The organism is Pseudonocardia sp. ICBG1293 (genome assembly GCF_020131355.1).
Classification (GTDB): domain Bacteria; phylum Actinomycetota; class Actinomycetes; order Mycobacteriales; family Pseudonocardiaceae; genus Pseudonocardia.
Window position 1 is genome coordinate 202716 of sequence record NZ_JAHLEL010000008.1, and the last position, 19821, is coordinate 222536.

The 19821-nt window shown below is 73.4% G+C and carries 15 protein-coding genes; 4 read left to right on the forward strand and 11 right to left on the reverse strand.

The features are described from left to right. Positions 1 to 19: 19 nt before the first annotated feature. Positions 20 to 709, reverse strand: a complete 690-nt coding sequence (grpE, locus tag KPF47_RS05845) for a nucleotide exchange factor GrpE (RefSeq protein WP_224387508.1) — start codon at positions 707 to 709, stop codon at positions 20 to 22. Positions 710 to 747: 38 nt separating this feature from the next. Next, positions 748 to 2619 carry a molecular chaperone DnaK gene (gene dnaK / locus KPF47_RS05850; RefSeq protein ID WP_224387509.1) on the reverse strand — a complete coding sequence of 624 codons (1872 nt, stop codon included), beginning with the start codon at positions 2617 to 2619 and terminating at the stop codon, positions 748 to 750. A gap of 252 nt (positions 2620 to 2871) precedes the next feature. Between dnaK and KPF47_RS05855 the strand changes: the two genes are divergently transcribed. Both KPF47_RS05855 and KPF47_RS05860 read left to right on the forward strand, forming a co-directional pair. Continuing rightward, positions 2872 to 3441, forward strand: a complete 570-nt coding sequence (locus tag KPF47_RS05855) for a DUF3558 family protein (RefSeq protein WP_224387510.1) — start codon at positions 2872 to 2874, stop codon at positions 3439 to 3441. A gap of 85 nt (positions 3442 to 3526) precedes the next feature. Next, positions 3527 to 3904, forward strand: a complete 378-nt coding sequence (locus KPF47_RS05860) for a PE domain-containing protein (protein ID WP_224387511.1) — start codon at positions 3527 to 3529, stop codon at positions 3902 to 3904. 77 nt (positions 3905 to 3981) lie between these two features. Here KPF47_RS05860 and KPF47_RS05865 read toward each other — a convergent pair whose 3' ends face one another. Further along, complete coding sequence (locus tag KPF47_RS05865; protein WP_224387512.1) at positions 3982 to 4401, reverse strand: hypothetical protein; 420 nt, start codon at positions 4399 to 4401, stop codon at positions 3982 to 3984. Positions 4402 to 5365: 964 nt separating this feature from the next. Here KPF47_RS05865 and KPF47_RS05875 point away from each other — a divergent pair. Beyond that, complete coding sequence (locus tag KPF47_RS05875; protein ID WP_224387513.1) at positions 5366 to 6187, forward strand: ESX secretion-associated protein EspG; 822 nt, start codon at positions 5366 to 5368, stop codon at positions 6185 to 6187. 150 nt (positions 6188 to 6337) lie between these two features. Here the strand turns inward: KPF47_RS05875 and KPF47_RS05880 are convergent, their stop codons facing one another. The 7 genes from KPF47_RS05880 to KPF47_RS05910 form a co-directional block, all read right to left on the reverse strand. Then, positions 6338 to 6733 (reverse strand): hypothetical protein, encoded by a 396-nt coding sequence (locus KPF47_RS05880; RefSeq protein ID WP_224387514.1) that lies wholly within the window; start codon positions 6731 to 6733, stop codon positions 6338 to 6340. 74 nt (positions 6734 to 6807) lie between these two features. Continuing rightward, complete coding sequence (locus KPF47_RS05885) at positions 6808 to 7833, reverse strand: C40 family peptidase (RefSeq protein WP_224387515.1); 1026 nt, start codon at positions 7831 to 7833, stop codon at positions 6808 to 6810. Continuing rightward, positions 7830 to 8426: a hypothetical protein gene (locus tag KPF47_RS05890; protein WP_224387516.1), complete on the reverse strand. Its 597-nt coding sequence runs from the start codon at positions 8424 to 8426 to the stop codon at positions 7830 to 7832. Before KPF47_RS05890 ends, KPF47_RS05885 begins: the two co-directional genes overlap by 4 nt. Next, a complete protein-coding gene (locus KPF47_RS05895) occupies positions 8416 to 10326 on the reverse strand; it encodes a hypothetical protein (RefSeq protein ID WP_224387517.1) in 1911 nt (636 codons plus the stop codon). The genes KPF47_RS05890 and KPF47_RS05895 overlap by 11 nt, the downstream gene beginning before the upstream one ends. Further along, positions 10323 to 13262 carry an ATP-binding protein gene (locus KPF47_RS05900; RefSeq protein ID WP_224387598.1) on the reverse strand — a complete coding sequence of 980 codons (2940 nt, stop codon included), beginning with the start codon at positions 13260 to 13262 and terminating at the stop codon, positions 10323 to 10325. Before KPF47_RS05900 ends, KPF47_RS05895 begins: the two co-directional genes overlap by 4 nt. Positions 13263 to 13386: 124 nt before the next feature. Next, positions 13387 to 14064, reverse strand: coding sequence for a hypothetical protein (locus KPF47_RS05905; protein WP_224387518.1), 678 nt, complete (start codon positions 14062 to 14064; stop codon positions 13387 to 13389). A 3-nt stretch (positions 14065 to 14067) separates the two neighbouring features. Beyond that, entirely contained in the window at positions 14068 to 14346 is a 279-nt protein-coding gene (locus KPF47_RS05910; RefSeq protein WP_020622502.1) for a hypothetical protein, read from the reverse strand. Between the two features lie 523 nt (positions 14347 to 14869). On the opposite strand from KPF47_RS05910, the gene KPF47_RS05915 reads away from it, so the two are divergent. Continuing rightward, positions 14870 to 17341 carry a (Fe-S)-binding protein gene (locus KPF47_RS05915; RefSeq protein ID WP_224387519.1) on the forward strand — a complete coding sequence of 824 codons (2472 nt, stop codon included), beginning with the start codon at positions 14870 to 14872 and terminating at the stop codon, positions 17339 to 17341. Positions 17342 to 17398: 57 nt separating this feature from the next. Here the strand turns inward: KPF47_RS05915 and KPF47_RS05920 are convergent, their stop codons facing one another. Then, positions 17399 to 18325, reverse strand: coding sequence for a hypothetical protein (locus KPF47_RS05920; protein ID WP_224387520.1), 927 nt, complete (start codon positions 18323 to 18325; stop codon positions 17399 to 17401). Positions 18326 to 19821: the final 1496 nt, after the last annotated feature.

Consider the following 19821-nt stretch of genomic DNA (forward strand, 5'->3'; position numbering starts at 1 on the left):
ACGTCCCTACCCGGCCCGGTCAGGCCGGGTTCTGCGGCGCGCCGTCGCCGGCGTCCGCACCGCCTTCGGCGGCCTCCGCCCGTGCCTCGGCCGGTACCTCGGCCTCGGGGCGGTCCTGCACCGTCACCATCGCCGGCCGGAGGACCCGGTCGGAGATGCGGTAGCCGCGGCGCAGCACCGCCGACAACACGGTGACCGTCGGGCCGGAGCCCTCGGCCGGCTCGTGCTGCACGGCCTCGTGGAGCTGCGGGTCGAAGGCCTCGCCCTCGGCCCCGAAGGGCTCGAGGCCGATCTTCGTCAGCACCGCGGTGACCTTGTCGGCCGCTGCCTTGAACGGGCCCGTGAGGTCGCCGTGCTGCGCGGCGCGCTCGAAGTCGTCGAGCACGACCAGCAGGTCGCTCGCGAAGGAGACCTTCGCGTCCACCTTGGTCTGCTCGCGGTCCCGGTCGGCCCGACGCCGGTAGTTGGCGTACTCGGCGCTGACCCGCTGCAGGTCCGCGGTGCGCTCGGCGACCTCGGCCCGCAGCTTCTCGACCTCCGGGTCCTCCCCGTCGGCCGGGCCCGCGACCTGCTCGTCGTCCCCGGCCGGGGCCGCCGTGTCGGCGGCCCCGGTCGTGTCGGCGTCGGGACGGACCTCGCCGGTCTCCGGGTCCACCTTGCGGCGGTCCCGGAACGTCACCGGCTCCTCCTGCTTCTGTTCGTCTGCCATGTCGACCGTCCTGTCGTCCCGTGGATGGCCGCCGGCCGTCACTTGTCGCCCTTGGCGTCCTTGTCGTCGTCCACGATCTCGGCGTCGACGACGTCGTCCTGCGGGTCGGAGCCACCGGCCTCACCGGCACCACCCGCGGCACCCGCACCCGCGGCACCCTCGGCACCGGGCTGCGAGTAGAGGGCGGACCCCATCTTCTGGGACTCGGTGGCGAGCTTCTCCATCGAGGACTTGATCGCCTCGTGGTCAGTGCCCTTCAGCGCCTCCTGGGTCTCACCCAGCGCGGCGTTCACCGAGTCCTTGACCTCGGACGGGAGCTTCTCGTCGTTCTCCTTGACGAACTTCTCCGTCTGGTAGACGAGGGTCTCCGCCTGGTTGCGGGTCTCGGCCTCCTCGCGACGCTTGGCGTCCTCCTCGGCGTGCGCCTCGGCCTCCTTGACCATGCGGTCGATGTCGTCCTTGGACAGCGCCGAGCCGCCGGTGATCGTCATCTCCTGGCTCTTGCCGGTGCCCATGTCCTTGGCGGACACGTTGACGATGCCGTTGGCGTCGATGTCGAAGGAGACCTCGATCTGCGGGACGCCGCGCGGGGCCGGCGCGATGCCGGTCAGCTCGAACATGCCGAGCTTCTTGTTGTACGCGGCGATCTCGCGCTCGCCCTGGAAGACCTGGATCTGCACCGACGGCTGGTTGTCGTCCGCGGTGGAGAAGATCTCCGAGCGCTTGGTCGGGATCGTGGTGTTCTTCTCGATCAGCTTGGTCATGACGCCGCCCTTGGTCTCGATGCCCAGGGACAGCGGGGTGACGTCGAGCAGCAGGACGTCCTTGACCTCACCGCGCAGCACACCGGCCTGCAGGGCGGCGCCGGCGGCGACGACCTCGTCCGGGTTGACGCCCTTGTTGGGCTCCTTGCCGCCGGTCAGCTCCTTGACGAGCTCGGTGACGGCGGGCATCCGGGTGGAGCCACCGACGAGCACGACGTGGTCGATCTGGTTCACCGAGATGCCGGCGTCCTTGATGACCTGGTTGAACGGGTTACGGGTGCGGTCCAGGAGGTCCTGGGTGATCCGCTGGAACTCCGCGCGGGACAGCGTCTCGTCGAGGAACAGCGGGTTCTTGTCCGAGTCGACCGTGATGTAGGGCAGGTTGATGCTGGTCGACGACGAGCTCGACAGCTCGATCTTCGCCTTCTCCGCGGCCTCGCGGAGCCGCTGCATCGCCATCTTGTCCTTGGTCAGGTCGATGCCCTGGGAGGACTTGAACTTGTCGACGAGCCAGGTGACGATCCGCTCGTCCCAGTCGTCGCCACCGAGGTGGTTGTCCCCGTTGGTCGCCTTGACCTCGACGACGCCCTCGGCGATCTCCAGCAGGGACACGTCGAACGTGCCGCCACCCAGGTCGAAGACCAGGATGGTCTGCTCCTTGTCGCCCTTGTCGAGCCCGTAGGCCAGCGCGGCCGCGGTCGGCTCGTTGACGATGCGGAGCACGTTCAGACCGGCGATCTGGCCGGCCTCCTTCGTCGCCTGGCGCTGCGCGTCCTCGAAGTACGCGGGCACCGTGATGACGGCGTCGGTGACCTCGTCGCCCAGGTAGGCCTCGGCGTCCCGCTTCAGCTTCTGCAGGACGCGGGCACTGATCTCCTGCGCCGCGAAGGTCTTCCCGTCGATCTCCGGCGTCTTCCAGTCGGTGCCGATGTGGCGCTTGACCGAGCGGAACGTGCGGTCGGAGTTGGTGACGGCCTGGTTCTTCGCCGACTGACCGGTGAGAACCTCGCCGTTGCGCGCGAACGCGACGATCGACGGAGTGGTGCGGGCACCCTCCGAGTTCGCGATCACCGTCGGCTCGCCACCCTCGAGGACGGCGACGACGGAGTTGGTGGTCCCGAGGTCGATACCGACCGTACGAGCCATGGTGACTGCCTCCGAGATGTGTGGGTATGAGTGCTTCCGGCTCAAGTTGTACCAGGCCGGGGAGCGCCGCGTGCATCGCCCTTGAGTGGGTCCTGCTCAACTTGCTCTCATGGGGCTCAACGGGCGACCCGGAAGACTTGTTCCCGGGGGACTCCACTTTTATCCACGACGTCCGCGTGCAGCTCGAACGGCCGTCGACGGGGGTGGGGCGGGCTAGCCTGTGGGCTGCTCGTTCGTCCTCGGAGGATCACCGTGCTCGGACCTGTTTCCCGTCGGGCAGCCGTTGTCGCCGCACTCATCGGCTTCGCACTCCCGCTTGCCGGCTGCGGTTCGCCCCCCGGTTCCGGGTCCCCCACCACCACGGCACTCTTTCCGCCTCGTCCGGTGACAGTCGACGTTTCCGGCCTACACCCGTGCGACCTCGTCGACGGCACACGGCGCGCCGAGTTCGGCCTGGACGCGGGACGGCCCGGCGAGGTGACGATCGACGGCAAACGGTCCCCCACCTGTACGTATCTGGGCCGGACACCGAAGATCGATTCCAGCGTTCAGTTCCTGCCGATTCCTGCAACCGACCTGGCCCGGGCGCCAGGGACCGAACTCGGATCGCTGGGTGGATACGGGGTGGTGCGTTCGCTCGACTCCTCCGTCTCGCTCCCGGGTTGCGACATCATCGTCGACATCGCCGACGACACGTCCTTGCGAACGCAGTCGCAGGCTCTTCCGGCGAACCTGCGTAGCGCAGATTCGAACGACGACGTTCTGTGCGACCGTTCCCGGGATCTGGCGAACGCGGTCCTGGAAGAACTCGCGGACCACTGACGGAGGGCGTCGACCGACGTTCGCTCGCGCGAACCTCCCCCCGGAAAGAGCTGTCACGGAGCGACGACGTCTCTAACGTCCAACCATGTCCATCGGGCCGTCCGAGACCTCGTCGACCGTTGACCCCGCACTGCTGAGCGTTGACCCCGCACTGCTGAGCCAGATCTCCCCCACCACCGTGCTGCAGGTCGGGGAGGCTCTGAACCGTCAGATCGACGACATGCGGTCGGCTCTCATCGGGGCACGTACCCGGCGGGTCGACCGATGCGGGGCCGACCCCATATCCGATCTCGCCACCCCTGCCTTCGATCGCAAGTTCCAACAGATCCTCGAGACACACGCAGCTCACCAGGACGAGCTCGAACAGGTGGTCCGTGCCCTCCGGGCAGTAGCGGAGTCCTATCAGCTGAACGAATCCGACATCGAGAGGACGTTCGGCGCGAAAGAGTCGGGCGAGACCTGATGGCTTTCCACCAGCACGTCAACTTCGCCGCCAGAACCCTGCGGGAGAAGTACGAGTGGGTCGTGGGACAGCCCGGTTCACAGGCCGTCATCGACGCCGCGGCCGCGCTCCGTGCCGCCGACGACGACCTGCGCCGCGCCTCCGACGACGCCCGTCGTCGCATGGCCGAGCTGGGCATCTCCTGGCAGGGCCCCGCCGGGGCCGCCGCCCAACAGTCCCTCGACGGCCTCACCACCTCGATGATGTGCACCGCCCCCCTCACCGCGAACGGCGCGACCCAGCTGGACGCCTACGGACAGTCCTTCGACCGCACCCAGGCCGCCATCGCCGCGCTGGACCCCACTCCGCCCGGTGTCTTCACCAGCGGCGCCCGCAACGCCCACCTGCTGGTCGGCGCACCGTTCGTCGGTCTCGGTGCCGCCGTGACCGACTACGTCAGCTCCCTGGAGCGCGACCAGCGGCACAGCGAGGAGGCCGACCGTGCCCTCCAGGAGCACCTGGACACGGCATCGGCGATCGACGACCGCTTCCTCACCGTCGACCCCGCCTCGGCGCAGACGATGGGCCCGGGCGGCCCGCCGACCGGCGCCGGTGCGGCGGGCGGACTCGCGACCGTCGCGGACCGGGCCGGTGGCGGGGACACCGGCCCCGGCGGGGGAGCGACGGGGACCGGCACGCCACCGCGACCGGGCGGCGGGGCACGGCCCGGCACCGGTGCGCCCGACGGGCCGGGGCCCGGCGGAGCGCCGACCGGCGGACCGGGACCGGGCTCTGCCGACCCCGGCAGCGACCCCGGATCCGGCCGCGACCCCCGTCCCGGCGATGCCCCGGGGCCCGGTGGTCGCCCCGGCGAGGACCCCGGACCCGGCCGCGGCCCCGGTGCGGCCCCCGGCCCCCCGGACACCGGGGCCGTCACCCCGGGCCGGGGCGGGGGCGTCGAGACCTCCGGGCCGGGCGACGTCGTCGCACCCCAGGACCTCGCCCCACCGACCACACCCGTCCCGGACCCCCACCGTCCCGCGGTGCCCCCGCCCCCGGCCCCGGCGATCACGGCGACGGTGCCCGGGCCCGACCCGCTCGCCGCCCGCGCCGACCTCGGACGGCGTTTCGGTGAGCAGGCCCGGGCACAGCCACTCCTCCCACCCTCCGCACGCGGTCCCGGGTACGACGGCGGCCGCGGTCCCGGCGGGACGGGGTCCGGCGGGGCCCGGCCGCACGAGCCGTTCGGCACCGGCCACCGCACCGACGCGGGCACCCGGGGCGCGGAGTCGGCGTGGACCGGCCGCGGTGGGGAGACGGCCACGCGCGGCGCCGGCCCCGGCGGCTTCGGCCCGGTGGCCGGCGGCGCCGGCAGCCGGGACACCCTCGACCACCGCAACCGCTACGTCGTCCCCACCGACGGGGTCTTCGCCATCGAGATCGCCGCGACCGACGCCGTCCTGGCCCCGAGGAGCCCCACCGATGATCGACTGGCACCGCGCCACCGTCCTCACCGCCGCCGAGTTCGACGTCGCCAGGGACCTGCTCGACCTCGGTCGCAACCCCGCCGTCCTGGAGCTGCTCAGCCCCGGGTTCACCGACGTCGAGCGGGCCCGTGTCGTGCGGGAGTGCCTCGACACCCTGGCCTCGCGCGGTCTGTTCACCGGCACCGCGTTCGGGCCGGACCTCGTCGACGACCTGCGCACGGTCGTCGCACCGGAGTTCCAGCACGACCTCGTGGTCGCGCCGCCGTCGTGGCAGCGGGCGCTGGTCGCCCGGCGGGCCGGACGCGCGGTGCTGGCCACCCGGATCGGCGACGACGTCGCGCTGGTCCGTGTCCTCCCCGACGACGCGTCGGCCGTCCTGGTCGAGCTGCTCGGCGAGGTCGTGCCCGGCCCCGGGGCCGGGGTGCGGATCCCCGTCGCGGTGCTGGGCGAGGCCGCCGAGCGCTCCGGCGGCGACGCCGACCGGCTCGTCCACGAGCTCCTGCGGCGGGGCTGCAGCGCGGCCGAGGCCGAGATGCTGCGGCGGATGGGGCAGGTCGCGGGCGTCGCCCAGCTCGGCGCCGGCCGCAGGGGACCCGACCCGTGCCGCGCGCCGGGCGTCCTGCTGGTGCACGCCACCGCGGACGGCTGCTACGCCCAGCGGCGCCCGACCCCGGACGTCGTCGGCGGCCCGCTCCCCGACGACGCCGTCGTGCAGGCCGGTCCGGCCGACCCCGCGTACCTGGTCCGTGAGCTGGACCGGCTCGCCGACGCGGCGCAGCGCCGACGCGCACCGGTCGGGACGCACCGGGCCTGGTGAGGGCAGCCGGGACGTCGCTCACCGGGTGAGCGACGTCCACGGGGGAGGTACCCCTGCCGCGCGTCGAGATGCAGCTCGGCGGGCCGTGCGGACCGACGACTCCCGCTGAGGTGCATCTCGGCGACGCGGGGCGCGGGGCGCAGGACGCGGTCAGCGCAGGACGACGGTCCCCCGCGGCACCTGTCCCGCGGACGCAGGCGGCACCGTGTCCGGCACCTCCACCCGGACCGGCAGCGACCCGGGGACGACCCGGTCGTCGGCATCGCGGTACTCCAGGTCGCCCTCGGGACCCAGCTCGGTGACGTAGCCGTGCACGGCGAGCTGGGCGTCGTCCAGCTCGGTCAGGGGTTCGGCCCGCACCGCGGACACCGCGTACTCGGGCCAGTCGACGCCGGGATAGGCGTCGTGCAGGTCGGCGAGCAGCCCGACGAAGACCTGCTGCCAGCGCAACGGCATCGACTGGGCCAGTGACCGCGGCACGACCAGGTGGTCGGGGCAGGCACCGGGCGCCGCGGAGTCGAGGTAGTCCGAGAGCGGGGAGCGCATGCCGCCCATGATGGGACGTCGCGCGCACTTTCCGGTGTCACGACACCGAAAACCACTCACGAGCGCGACGCGCCTCAGGCGGGGTTGGGCGTGGTCCCCGGCCGGGTGGCGAGCGGGACGAGATCGCCGAACTCCCACGGCACCGGCTGCACCCGGACCGGGAAGTTGCGGTTGGGCGCCTCGACCATCCTGCCGTCGCCCAGGTACATCATCACGTGGTAGATCGTGGTCGGGTCCGACGTGTCGTGGGCGTAGAACAGGAAGTCGCCGGCCTGCATGTCCCGCACCGGCAGGTGCCCGCCGGAGTTGTACTGGTCGCGCGACACGCGCGGGATGGTGACGCCGGCCGCCCGGTACGAGGCCTGCAGCAGGCTGGAGCAGTCCCAGGCGTCGGGTCCGTTGGCGCCCCAGACGTAGGGCTTGCCGAGCTCACCCAGCGCGAAGCCGATCGCGGCGCCGGCGACACCCGGGGGCAGCGCGCCGGTGGTGCCGGGGGCGCAGCCCGTGGGGTTGGCGACGTCGCCGATGTTCTCGACCAGCGACGCGGCCAGGCCCTCCCACTTGGCGTAGGCCTCGGGGAACGCCGAACGCTGCACCGTCTGGGCGGCCTTGGTGACGGGCATCGAGTCCCAGCCCGGCACCTCCATCAGCCGCTCGTAGAAGATCCGGCTGCTGTAGGCGGGGTCGGTGACCTGCGCGGGCGTGCCCCACCCCTGCGAGGGCCGCTGCTGGAACAGCCCCAGCGAGTCCCGGTCCCCGTAGTCGATGTTCCGGAGGGTCGACTCCTGCATCGCGGTGGCCAGCGCGACCAGCCAGGCCTTCGGCGGGAGCTGCATGTCCTTGGCGACCGAGATGATCGCGGCGGCGTTCTGCCGCTGCTCGTCGGAGAGCGTCTCGAAGGTGGCTCCCCCGCCGCCGCGGCCGACCGTCGCGGTGGAGATCCCGGTGTCGCACCAGGCGACGTTCGACCGGCCGCCGCCCAGGTTGGGGCTGAACGCCAGGAAACCCACGGCCAGGAACAGCACCAGCGCCATGCCGATCGCGACGAACGGCAGCAGCAGCCGCAGCGGCCGCAGCGCACGCGTCAGCGGGGTGCTCATGCCCGGTCGTAGCGGGACACCTTCCAGCCCGCCTCGGTGTCGACGACCAGGATCCGCAGGGTCAGCGTGTCGGTCGGCACGGTGACCTCGACGCTCTTCGGCGCGACCCGGGTCGGGGTCGCGGGCCCGGTGACCCGGGAGGCGGGCACGTTCGACGGGTCGACACCGGCGAGCACCCCGAGGAACTCGTCGGTCGTGTACGGCCGCAGCCCGGCGACCCACTGCTGCCCGGTGATGCCCTCGGGGTGGTTCACCCAGGCCGACGCCCACACCCGCGCCGCCTCCAGCGCCGGGCGCGGTGCCTGCGACACCGGGAGCGCCTCGGGCGTCAGCTCGGGCACCGGCGGCAGCAACGTCGGGGTGGGCGTCGCCGAGACGCCCGACGAGCCGCTGTCCCACCGGTTGTCACCGGAGCCGCCCCCGGCGACGAGACCGCCGGACGTCGCCCCGCCCGAGCCCCCGAGCGAGACGAGGCCGAACAGCAGCCCACCCAGGACCACCACGGTCACGGCGAGCCGGGCGGGGGAGCGCAGCGGCCACTGCCACACCGCGCGGTAGGCGCCGGCGCGGCCGCGGGAGGACCTAATCGGCACGGTCGCCGCCGGTGCGGGCCGCCCGCGGGCGGTAGATCTTGTAGACGGGGACGCCGTCGACGAGCTCCGGCGTCACCGGGGCCGGGTCGCCGGGGCGGCGGGGTCCCGAGTCGTCGCGCCGGTAGATGGAGCGGTCGTCGACCTCGCCGGGATCGACGCGGGGGGCGAACCCGGTGTCCGGCCGCCCGGACACCCCGACCGGCAGTGCGCCACGACGCGGCTCGGCGATCCGGGCCGCCTGCGGCGGGGACGCGTCGGGCGCCGCCCGACGACGGACCCGGGCCCCCGGCCCGGCCACGGTCTCGGCCTCCGGGCGCGCCGAACCCGGGTCGCCCGGCCCACCGGAGCCGCCCCGCTCGGACCACCAGCGGGACTGGCGCTCGTCGGCGTCGTTCGGGCCCCGCACCCGGTTCCACACCCGCGAGACCGGACCGCCGTTGATGCCGGGGACGATGCCGCCGAACTGCTCGCGGGTGAGCGTCACCATCGACACCAGCCGTCGGAAGGGGCGCGCGACCGCCCACAGCACGAGCGTGACCACCCCGGTGACCAGCAGCGCGAGCCACAGATCGACCCCGGACCCGGGGGCGAACAGCGACACGACCAGCAGGGCGTGCAGCCCCGCCAGCGCCCCGACGACGAGCGTGTTCACGATCGCCGCCCCGCCGATGCGCAGGATGGCCGGGATGACGTCCGGTTTCAGCAGCGCGACGACGGCGATCGCCGGTGCCGTCACCACCATCAGCCGGATGATCAGCAGCGCGACCAGCACCAGGATCTTGGACAGCAGCTGGAACAGCGCGATGCAGGCGGCCTGGATCAGCGCGAGCGTCCCGGCGCCGATCCGGCTGCCGGAGGCCCCGGTGAAGTACGGGTAGCGGTCGCCCATCCGGTCGGCGATCGCGGCGTACTCGCCCTTCTTGCGCTCGGCCGTCTCGGAGGTGTCCTGGCCCTGGTCGATCTCGTCGATGGTGAACGCCTGGGCCCGCAGCAGGTCCCGGCCCAGCTCCTGGGCCTGCGGGACGTCCGGCGCGCCGAACGTGCCGCGCAGCCAGTTCTGGTAGGCGACCTGGTCGACGAGCACCGTCGGAAGGGTGTCGCGGGTGCCGAGCCCGACCTGCCCGGGGAAGCCCTCCTGCATCTGTGTCACGCCGTCGAGCAGCAGGTTGTCCGCCGCGCGCGACCAGTCGACCGGTGCGAGGTAGGCGGCGGAGCCGATCATCAGCGCGAGGACCGCGATGCCGGTGCGCTGGGCCTGCCGGGCGAGGTCGCCGCGCATCGCCAGCAGCAGCACGATGATCGCGAACCCGAGCAGGCCGAGACCCACCCAGGTGGTGAACACCGTGTCGTACATGGCCCGGGTCGCGGTGGTGATGACCTGGTCGAGCGGCTCGAACAGGGCTCCGCCGTCGGCGATCAGGTAGTGCGCCCAGTTCACCCCGCCGACGGTCAGCTTGGCGAGGTTGAAGACCTGGTTGCCCAGCCAGGTGTCGGTGGTGACCGACGGGTTCAGCACCCCCGACGCCGCGCAGCCCAGGTCGTAGTTGTGCCAGACCAGGCCGGCGTAGCCGACCTCCTCGTAGACGCTGCCCGCCTCGCCGTGCAGCGCCGTGGGCCGGTCCAGCGAGCCGACCAGCCCGGTGCCCGGGCGGTCCGGTTCCGGCGGGGTCTTGCAGTCCAGTGCCTGGGCCATCGCCGGGGAGCCGAGCAGCAGGGTGCCGCCGGCGATCGCGGTGACCACCAGGACCGCCGTCCGGCGGCGACGACGACGGGTGACCACGGGGGTCTGCGGCGTGCGGGCGCGGCGGGTCCTGCGCACCGAGACGACCACGGCGGCGGCCAGCACACCCAGGACGACCCAGATCCCGGCGCCGCCCGAGGGGTCCAGCCCCGCCGTCACCGCCCCGCCCCGTCGTCCGGACCGGGCCCCCCGGCCGGGAACGGGCCGTCCACCTGGGCCGGTCCGTGCCCGTTGCGTGCGGCGGCGGACCCGTTCGGGTGCGGGCCCGCGTCGCCGTCGTGGGCGGGCTCGTCGACCACCCAGTCGTCGTCGAGCTCGTCGAGCAGGTCGAGCTGTTCGTCGTCGTAGAGCTCCGCGCGCCCGACGGCGGCGTCGGTCGCGGCGACCGACACGACCTGCACCCCGCCCGCGCGCGCTCCGCCCGGGGCCAGGACCGGGTCGGCGTCGCCGGGACCGATACGGGTGTCGGTGGTCAGGTCGATCTCGTCGCCGTCGAGGTCGGGCACCGCCACCGGGGCCGGGGTCCGGCGCGCGGGCAGCGGGCTCGGCTCGTCGGGGGCGGTCATCTCGGGGTGCCCGGGCGCGGTGAGGGCGGGGCCGCCGGGCCGGGGCGCGGCGACGCGGGCGGCGTCGGGGTTGGTGTCGAGCGCCTCGCGGACGTGCTCCAGGTGCGGCGCCTCCAGGTCGATGCGGACCTTCTCCACACCGCCGTGGCCGTCGGCGAAGACGAACTGCCGGGGGGCGTCGTCGGGCCGGTCGTCGTGGCGGGGGCGCGGGGACAGCGTCCCGAGCATCTCCTCGTAGCCGACGTCGGTGGGCACACGCAGCAGCCGCAGCGCCTCGGACTGGGCCTCCTCGTCGTCGGTCCGGCCGACGAACACCGCGTTGACCAGCGATGCGAAGCCCGACACCCGCAGCAGGTCACCCGCCAGCTGGGAGGCGAACAGGGCCCGGACGTTGAACTTGCGGGAGTCGCGGGCGAGGCGGTCGATGAGCACCTTGCCGGTCGGTACCTGGGACAGGAAGTGCGTCTCGTCGAGCGCGACGCCCTTGCGCAGGTTGCGGTCGGCGTCGTAGATCGTGCGCTGGGTCAGCCAGGACGCCAGGTTCAGCAGCTCGACGCCGAGCGACTCGTTGTCGGTCCACTCCTCGCGCGGGCTGCCCGGGCGCGGCAGCGACAGGCCCTGCATCGTCAGCACGGTGAGCCGGTAGTCGCGGTCGGCCTGCCAGGGGTCGTCGCGGGTCTCGTCCGGGAACAGCAGGGCGGCCTGGGGCAGCTCGCGCCGCTCGTCGAGGAAGTCCGCGACGACGCCGGCGTGGTCCTCGCCCTCGCCCGCGTGCCGGCGCAGCGCGTCGATGACCATGCCGGGGTGCCGGTCGGGCGAGCCTCCGACCTCGCGCACCGCCCGGAGCAGCACGATCCGGGTGTGCGGCTGACGGGCGATCTCGTACGGCAGCAGACCGGACAGCACGTCGAGCACCAGGCGACGGCGGGTGGCCGCGGCCAGCGACCGCTCCCGCTTCCAGGCGCGCTCGGGGTCGTCGTCGTCGAGGAAGTGGTCCGGGCGCGGCTCGGCCACCACCCGGTAGGGGTTGAGGATGCCGGGGTCGGCGCGGAGCAGGTTGATGTGCCGGGAGAACGGCGCCAGCTCCGGCAGCCGGGTCAGCTCCGCGAGCGGGCCGGACGGGTCGAGCACCGTCCAGCGGGCCCCGGCACGCAGGGTCTTGTAAACGACCAGACCGGTGAGGAACGACTTGCCCGATCCCAGACCACCGACGATCGCGGTCAGGCCGGACGCGCGGCGGACCTCCTGGGCCAGCCACGGGTCCCAGGCCACCGGGCGCCGGGTCGCGGTGCACGTCTCGCCGAGCATGATCCCGCGCCGGTCGCCCACGCTGGCCGTCGCGGCCGGGACCGCGGCCGCCGCCCAGGTGACCGACCCGCGTCGCCGGTAGGCCGTCGCGGCCAGCGGCTCGCCGGGGATGAACTCGCGGGCGTAGCGATACTGCGCCTCGGGGTGCTCGATCTGGACCTTCGGCCGGTACAGGTCCACGACCTGCTGGGCGCGGGTGGTGGCCTCGGCCTCGTCGCGGCCGGAGACGGCGATCCGCCACCAGCCGTAGAGGCGGGTGTTGAGCTGGGTCAGCCCGGTGGTGAGCTCGTCCTCGACCTCGAGGACCCGGTCGGCCTGGCGGGCCAGCGACATCGGCGGGTCGAGGTCGTGGTCGTGGGTGTAGTGCCGGATCTGGCTGCGCACCTTGCCCATCTGGCGCTGCAGCTCGCCGGTGACGTCCTCCGGGCGGCGCACGTAGATCCGCGCGGACCACTCCACCGGGAACGGCAGCCGGTCGGAGTGCTGCATCCACGGGTCGTCGATCTCGGGGATGCGCAGGCCCTCCATCAGCCCGACCGAGAGCACCGCGACGTTGCGGGTGACGGTCTGGCTGCGCATCCGCCCGACGACCTGCACGGTCGGCGCGTAGGGCTCCTGGTGCAGGTCGACGCCCTCGGTGAACGCGGCGAGGTCCTCCGGCTCCCAGGTCGAGACCCCGCGCGGCACCGACGACAGCCCGCGCGGCGCGGGCAGCCCGAGCGCGACCGAACGGTGCATCAGCCAGGCCATGTCCTCCGCACCTGCGGGGACGGCGTCGAGCCCGGACCCGGCGACGAGCACGTCGAGATGGTTGATCTCGGTCTCCAGCGCGGCGAGCTCGGCCTTGACCGCGGACGGCACGAGCCGGTCCAGGACGGGTGCGGCGCGCTCCACCCAGCGGTCGAACAGCCCGCGGCCGGACACCTCGATGCCGAGGAAGACCTCCTTGTCGGCCATCGACAGGCCCATCAGGTGGCGCTGCTCGCCCTCCAGGAAGCCGTCCCAGCCGAGTGCGCCGGGGACGTCGGGCATCCGGCCGATCGCGTTCTGGTCGAACGACTCGGCCCACATGTGCACGGGGTAGGGCCGGGTCGTGACCCGCAGGTGCAGCCAGCGCCCCTGCAGCTCGCCGAGCTGCGCGGCGATCTGGCGGATCAGCACCTCGCGCTGGTTGTCGCTGCGGAAGCTCCACGCCTGCGCCGCGAGCCGGTACCAGGCCATGACCTGGCCGTTGGTGCGGGTGATGTGGCCGTCGATCGAGCGCAGCGCGATCGACGGGGTGTAGTCCGAACCGCCCTCGCCGGCACGGGCCCGGCCGCGCCGCGCCCTCTGCCGGGGGGTCCGCTCAGGTGCGGCCACGGTGGCCACTCCGGCGCCACGGGTCGGGACGGCTGGTGCGCGCGGGGACGCTCGTGCCGCGGCCGCCACCACCGCCGCGGGCCCGGCGGAGACGGCTGCGCCGCGGCGCGCTGCCGGGCTCCGGCAGCGGCGGGACCACCCGGACCGGGGCCGACGCCGAGCCGGGTCCCGGGACGGTGGCGGGTGCCACCTCCACGACGGTGCCGGCCCCGGGACGCGGGGTGGCCCCGGTCCCGTCCAGCGAGCGACGGCGGGGGGCACCGAGGGTGCGGCCCCGGCCGCCCGACGACCGGCTGCCGGGGTGGGCGCGGGTGGTCTGGACGCGCACGTGCGACGCGCGCACCGAGCCGCCCGCCGCCTTCCGTCCGGCCCGCGGACCGGTCACCTCGGCCCAGAACTGGCCGAGGACCTGACCGAGCGGCCGCTCGTAGTCGATCTTCTTACCGAGCAGGCGGGTGATCGCGACGGTGCCGACGAGCGCCCACGCCACGGAGAAGAACTCCAGGCCGATGCCGAGCCGGCGCTGGATGAACATGATCAGCATCATGACGAGCAGACCCACGCCGTAGCTGACGTAGCGGGCCCGCCAGGGGAACGTGGCCCGCGGCGGCCCGAGCCAGACGGCGTCGACGCGGTACACCTCGTCGTCCGTGCGAACGAGCACGGATCAGCCCGGGGTGACGAGCAGGTTGGCCAGTGCCTGTCCGATGGCCGGACCGCTGCCGGTCACGGCGATGCCCAGGGCGATCAGACCCACCAGCAGCCCGATGCTCCGCCGGGCCACGCCCGCGTTGTCACCACGACCACCGATCCACAGCAGGATGACGGCGATCGCGAGCAGAATCAGCGGCACGATGTTGTTCGTGATCCAGTCGCGGAGGTTGACCGTGGTCAGCTGTCCGCCCTGGGCGAGTACCAGCTGGATCGCCTCGTACGAGGTCTTCACAGCTCCTCCTTGCGGCAGTCCACTTGTCCCGGTCGCTCCCGCAGGCGAGTAGACCACGAGACCCGTACGGGATCCTAGGGGCTGAGCCACCCGGCCCACGCGCGCGCCACGCTGCGCGATCGGGTCGACACGGTCGGACCAGCGCCGACGGGCGTGACTCGCATCTCCCCGACATCCCGCCCCTGCCCCGGGATGTCATGGTCGGTCTTGGCTACTGTTCGGTAACACGCGCGGCCGACCCACGGTGAGGTCGGGCAACCCTCGGCCGGGCGCACTACCCTTCGCCCGACCGTCGTCGCGCCCCACCACACCAGCGCGACGACGAGGTCCGAGGAGGCACTGCGATGGAGAGGCCCGCCCCGTCCCGGCGGCACGGTATGCCGTGCGCCCGTGGCCGCGCCCGCTCCGTCGCACCAGCCCCGGTGCCCCACCGGACCGGTTCACCGTTTCCCGTCCCGTTCCGTCACGGCAGCACCACGCTCCGGCAGGGACCGCTGGGTGTTCTACAGGGAGGTTCCTCCAGATGACCTGGGTGCAGTACACGCTCGGCATCGTCACCGTGCTGTCGGCGGTCGTCGCCGTGGCCCTGGTCGCGATGACCGTGACCCGGATGGTGAAGATCATCCGACTCGGTGAGTCCGACCCGACGCGGACCGGTCCGTTCGGGCCGCGGTTCGCGACCATGCTCAAGGAGACCCTGGGCCACACCAGGATGCTCAAGTGGACCAAGGTCGGTGTCGTCCACTGGCTGGTCATGGTCGGCTTCGGCGGCCTGTTCCTGGCCCTGATCGAGGCCGTCGTCGAGGTCTGGAACCCGACGTTCCACCTGCCGTTCATCGGCGAGTGGTCGGTGTACTCGCTGTTCGTCGAGATCCTCGGCATCGGCACCGTGGTCGGCATCGGCGCGCTGATCGTGATCCGGCAGCTGAACAACCCGCGCTTCCAGGGCCGGATGTCGCGGTTCTACGGCTCCAACATGGGGCGCGCCTACTTCGTCGAGGGCATCGTGTTCCTCGAGGGCCTGGGCATCCTGGTCGTGCGCGGCGCGAAGATCTCCCTCGGCGCGTTCGACGTGCCGGTCTGGTCCGCCCCGGTCTCCTACGCCCTGTCGGCGATCCTGCCCGCATCGTTGACCCTGGTCACGGTGTTCGCCGCGGTGAAGGTCCTGTCGGCGACGATCTGGCTGATCGTCATCGCCGCGAAGCCCACGATGGGCGTGGCCTGGCACCGGTTCACCGCGTTCCCGAACATCTACTTCAAGCGCAACGACGACGGCTACAAGGCCCTCGGCGCGACCCGGCCGATGATGAGCCAGGGCAAGCCGCTGGACCTGGAGGAGGCCGACCCCGACACCGACACCTTCGGCGTCGGCAAGGTCGAGGACTTCACCTGGAAGGGTCTGCTCGACTTCACCACCTGCACCGAGTGCGGCCGGTGCCAGTCGCAGTGCCCGGCGTGGAACACCGAGAAGCCGCTGTCGCCGAAGCTGCTGGTCAACGCCCTGCGTGACCACGCCTACGAGAAGGCCCCGTACCTGCTCGCCGGCGGCAGCCGCGACATGGCGGTCGACGAGGTCGGCATCACCGGTGAGGGTGCCGAGGAGCGGCTCAAGGCCATCCCGGTCGACGCCCTCGAGGCCGCGGGCCGCCCGCTGGTCGGCCCGGAGGACATGGGTGGGGTCATCGACCCGGACATCCTGTGGTCCTGCACCACCTGCGGTGCCTGCGTCGAGCAGTGCCCGGTCGACATCGAGCACGTCGACCACATCATCGACATGCGCCGCTACCAGGTCCTCATCGAGACCGAGTTCCCCACCGAGCTCAACTCGCTGTTCAAGAACCTGGAGAACAAGGGCAACCCCTGGGGCCAGAACGCCAAGGACCGTCTCGAGTGGACCAAGGGCCTGGGCTTCGAGGTCCCGGTCGTCGAGAGCGAGCTCGACGCCGACACCGAGTACCTGTTCTGGATCGGCTGCGCCGGCGCGTTCGACGACGGCCAGAAGAAGACCGTCCGGGCCACCGCGGAGCTGCTGCACCGCGCCGGGGTGAACTTCGCCGTCCTCGGCTCGGGCGAGACGTGCACCGGTGACCCGGCGCGCCGCTCGGGCAACGAGTTCGTGTTCCAGATGCTCGCCCAGCAGAACGTGGAGACCCTCAACACGGTCTTCGAGGGCCGCGAGACGGGCACCCGCAAGATCGTGACGACCTGCCCGCACTGCCTCAACACCCTGGGCCGGGAGTACCCGCAGCTCGACGGGCACTACGAGGTCGTCCACCACACCCAGCTGCTCAACAAGCTGGTGCGGGAGAAGAAGCTCGTCCCGGTGTCCGCCCCGGCGGGCGAGGAGACCGGCCCGGTCACCTACCACGACCCCTGCTACCTGGGCCGGCACAACGAGGTCTACGAGGAGCCCCGCGCGCTGATCAACGCGACCGGCGCGTCCGGGACGACCACGCTGACCGAGATGCCGCGGCACGGCGACCGGTCGATGTGCTGCGGCGCCGGTGGTGCCCGGATGTGGATGGAGGAGCGCATCGGCAAGCGCATCAACTTCAGCCGCGCCGAGGAGGCGGCCGAGACCCTGACGAAGGCCGGTGGCGGCTCGGAGCCCTCCGGCACGCTGGCGGTCGGCTGCCCGTTCTGCCGCACGATGATGACCGACGGTGTGAACCAGACCGCCGGCGAGGCCGTGCAGGTCCAGGACGTCTCGCAGATGCTGCTCACCGCGGTCAGGCGGGGCGACCCGGCGCCGGAGCCGGCGGCGGCGGCCGAGACCACCGCCGAGGACGCGCCGACGACCGGGACCCCGGCCGTCGCCACGCCGGAGGCGGAGGTGGCCGCGGAGGCGGCCGAGCAGGACCCGGCAACCCCGGCCGGGTCGGACGGGGCGGCGAGCACCGGTACCCCCGCGTCGTCGGGGAACGGGGCGCCGAGCGGGTCGAGCAACGGGTCGTCGCCCGAGGAGGCGACTCCGGAGCGCTCGAACGAGAACTGACCGATCACCGACGACGGCCGGGTCCCCTCAGGGGCCCGGCCGTCGTCGTGCGCGGGGTCAGCAGGGGGCGAAGGCGCTGACCTGGAACGTCGTCTGGGTGGTGCGGGTCAGGACGACGCTGCCGAGCCCGGGCGCGGCCGCGCCCCAGGCCGAGTCGCAGGCGTCGACGGTGGTGGTGGCGCCGACCGCCACCACCGGGTCCGGACGCCGGTCCGGGACGGTGACCGGCGCCCCGGCGGGCACGCGCCCGTGCAGGACGGCGACGGCGTCCTCGCAGCCGGCCGCGCCGGTGGCGGCCCGGAGCTGGTCGAGCGCCGCCGGCTGGACGAGCCGGCAGACCCGGGCCGGGTTCGGCGAGGAGACCCCGGTGTCCAGCGAGACGAGGGCGAGCTGCGGGCGGGCGACGCCGAGGTCGGTGCGGAACTGCGCACCCGCCTGCGCGTCGACGCGCGCCCGGTCGTCCCGGATCTCCGCCGACCGGAACGAGTAACCGACCCCGGACACGACGAGCAGCACCACACCGGCGGCGAGCACGGTCCACCGCGGCAGGAGCAGCACCCCCGCGACGATCACCCCGACCGACAGGGCCAGCGCCCACGCCCAGGGGTTCTCCCGCGTCCCGTTCACCAGGGCCGCCACCAGCACGACCCCGGCGACGTGCGGGGCCCAGCCCTGCAGCAGCCGGTCCAGCCGCAGCAGGGCGAGCAGGACCAGGGTGGCGAACCCCAGACCGACCGGGACCCACCAGCGGTCCGGCTCGTCGAGGAAGGGCAGCAGCAGGACCGCGGCCCCCGCGAGGCCGAGCGCGGTGGCGCCGCGGACCGTGCGGGGACGCAGGCGCCGCCACGGGGCCCAGGGGTCCCGGTCGTCGGTCCCCCGCTCCGCCGGTGGCGGATCCGCGGGAACGGGCCGGCGGGCGAGGGCACGCGAGCCGGGGTCCGGCGCGGGGGTGCTCTCCTGCCCCGGAGGCCCGGACGGCGACACGACCAGCTCCGTGCCGGGATGCGGTGGGGTGCCGGTCCCGGGGCGCGCCGGGCCCGCGCCGGGTACATCGGCGCAGCTCGCGGTCGCGCCGGGTCCGTCCGCTCCGGGTGAGCCGGGTCCGGCCGTGCCACGCCCGGTCGTGTCGGGTCCGGTCGTGTCGGGTCCGGTCGTGTCGGGTCCGGTCGTGTCGGGTCCGGTCGTGTCGGGTCCGGTCGTGTCGGGTCCGGTCGTGTCGGGTCCGGTCGTGTCGGGTCCGGTCGTGTCGGGTCCGGTCGTGTCGGGTCCGGTCGTGTCGGGTCCGGTCGTGTCGGGTCCGGTCGTGTCGGGTCCGGTCGTGTCGGGTCCGGTCGTGTCGGGTCCGGTCGTGTCGGGTCCGGTCGTGTCGGGTCCGGTCGTGTCGGGTCCGGTCGTGTCGGGTCCGGTCGTGTCGGGTCCGGTCGTGTCGGGTCCGGTCGTGTCGGGTCCGGTCGTGTCGGGTCCGGTCGTGTCGGGTCCGGTCGTGTCGGGTCCGGTCGTGTCGGGTCCGGTCGTGTCGGGTCCGGTCGTGTCGGGTCCGGTCGTGTCGGGTCCGGTCGTGTCGGGTCCGGTCGTGTCGGGTCCGGTCGTGTCGGGTCCGGTCGTGTCGGGTCCGGTCGTGTCGGGTCCGGTCGTGTCGGGTCCGGTCGTGTCGGGTCCGGTCGTGTCGGGTCCGGTCGTGTCGGGTCCGGTCGTGTCGGGTCCGGTCGTGTCGGGTCCGGTCGTGTCGGGTCCGGTCGTGTCGGGTCCGGTCGTGTCGGGTCCGGTCGTGTCGGGTCCGGTCGTGTCGGGTCCGGTCGTGTCGGGTCCGGTCGTGTCGGGTCCGGTCGTGTCGGGTCCGGTCGTGTCGGGTCCGGTCGTGTCGGGTCCGGTCGTGTCGGGTCCGGTCGTGTCGGGTCCGGTCGTGTCGGGTCCGGTCGTGTCGGGTCCGGTCGTGTCGGGTCCGGTCGTGTCGGGTCCGGTCGTGTCGGGTCCGGTCGTGTCGGGTCCGGTCGTGTCGGGTCCGGTCGTGTCGGGTCCGGTCGTGTCGGGTCCGGTCGTGTCGGGTCCGGTCGTGTCGGGTCCGGTCGTGTCGGGTCCGGTCGTGTCGGGTCCGGTCGTGTCGGGTCCGGTCGTGTCGGGTCCGGTCGTGTCGGGTCCGGTCGTGTCGGGTCCGGTCGTGTCGGGTCCGGTCGTGTCGGGTCCGGTCGTGTCGGGTCCGGTCGTGTCGGGTCCGGTCGTGTCGGGTCCGGTCGTGTCGGGTCCGGTCGTGTCGGGTCCGGTCGTGTCGGGTCCCGTCGTGTCGGGTCCCGTCGTGTCGGCACGGACGGCGGCCTCGCCGGGACGGGTCGGGTCCGGACCGGCGTCGTCCGGCCGGGGTGGGGTGGCGCGACGGACGCCGCGGTCGGGGCGTCCGCTCCGGCGACGGCCGGTGGCCCACGGGTCCGGGGAGCTGCGGTCGGCGTCCATCTCCCCCAGGGTAGCGACGCCGTCACCCCCGC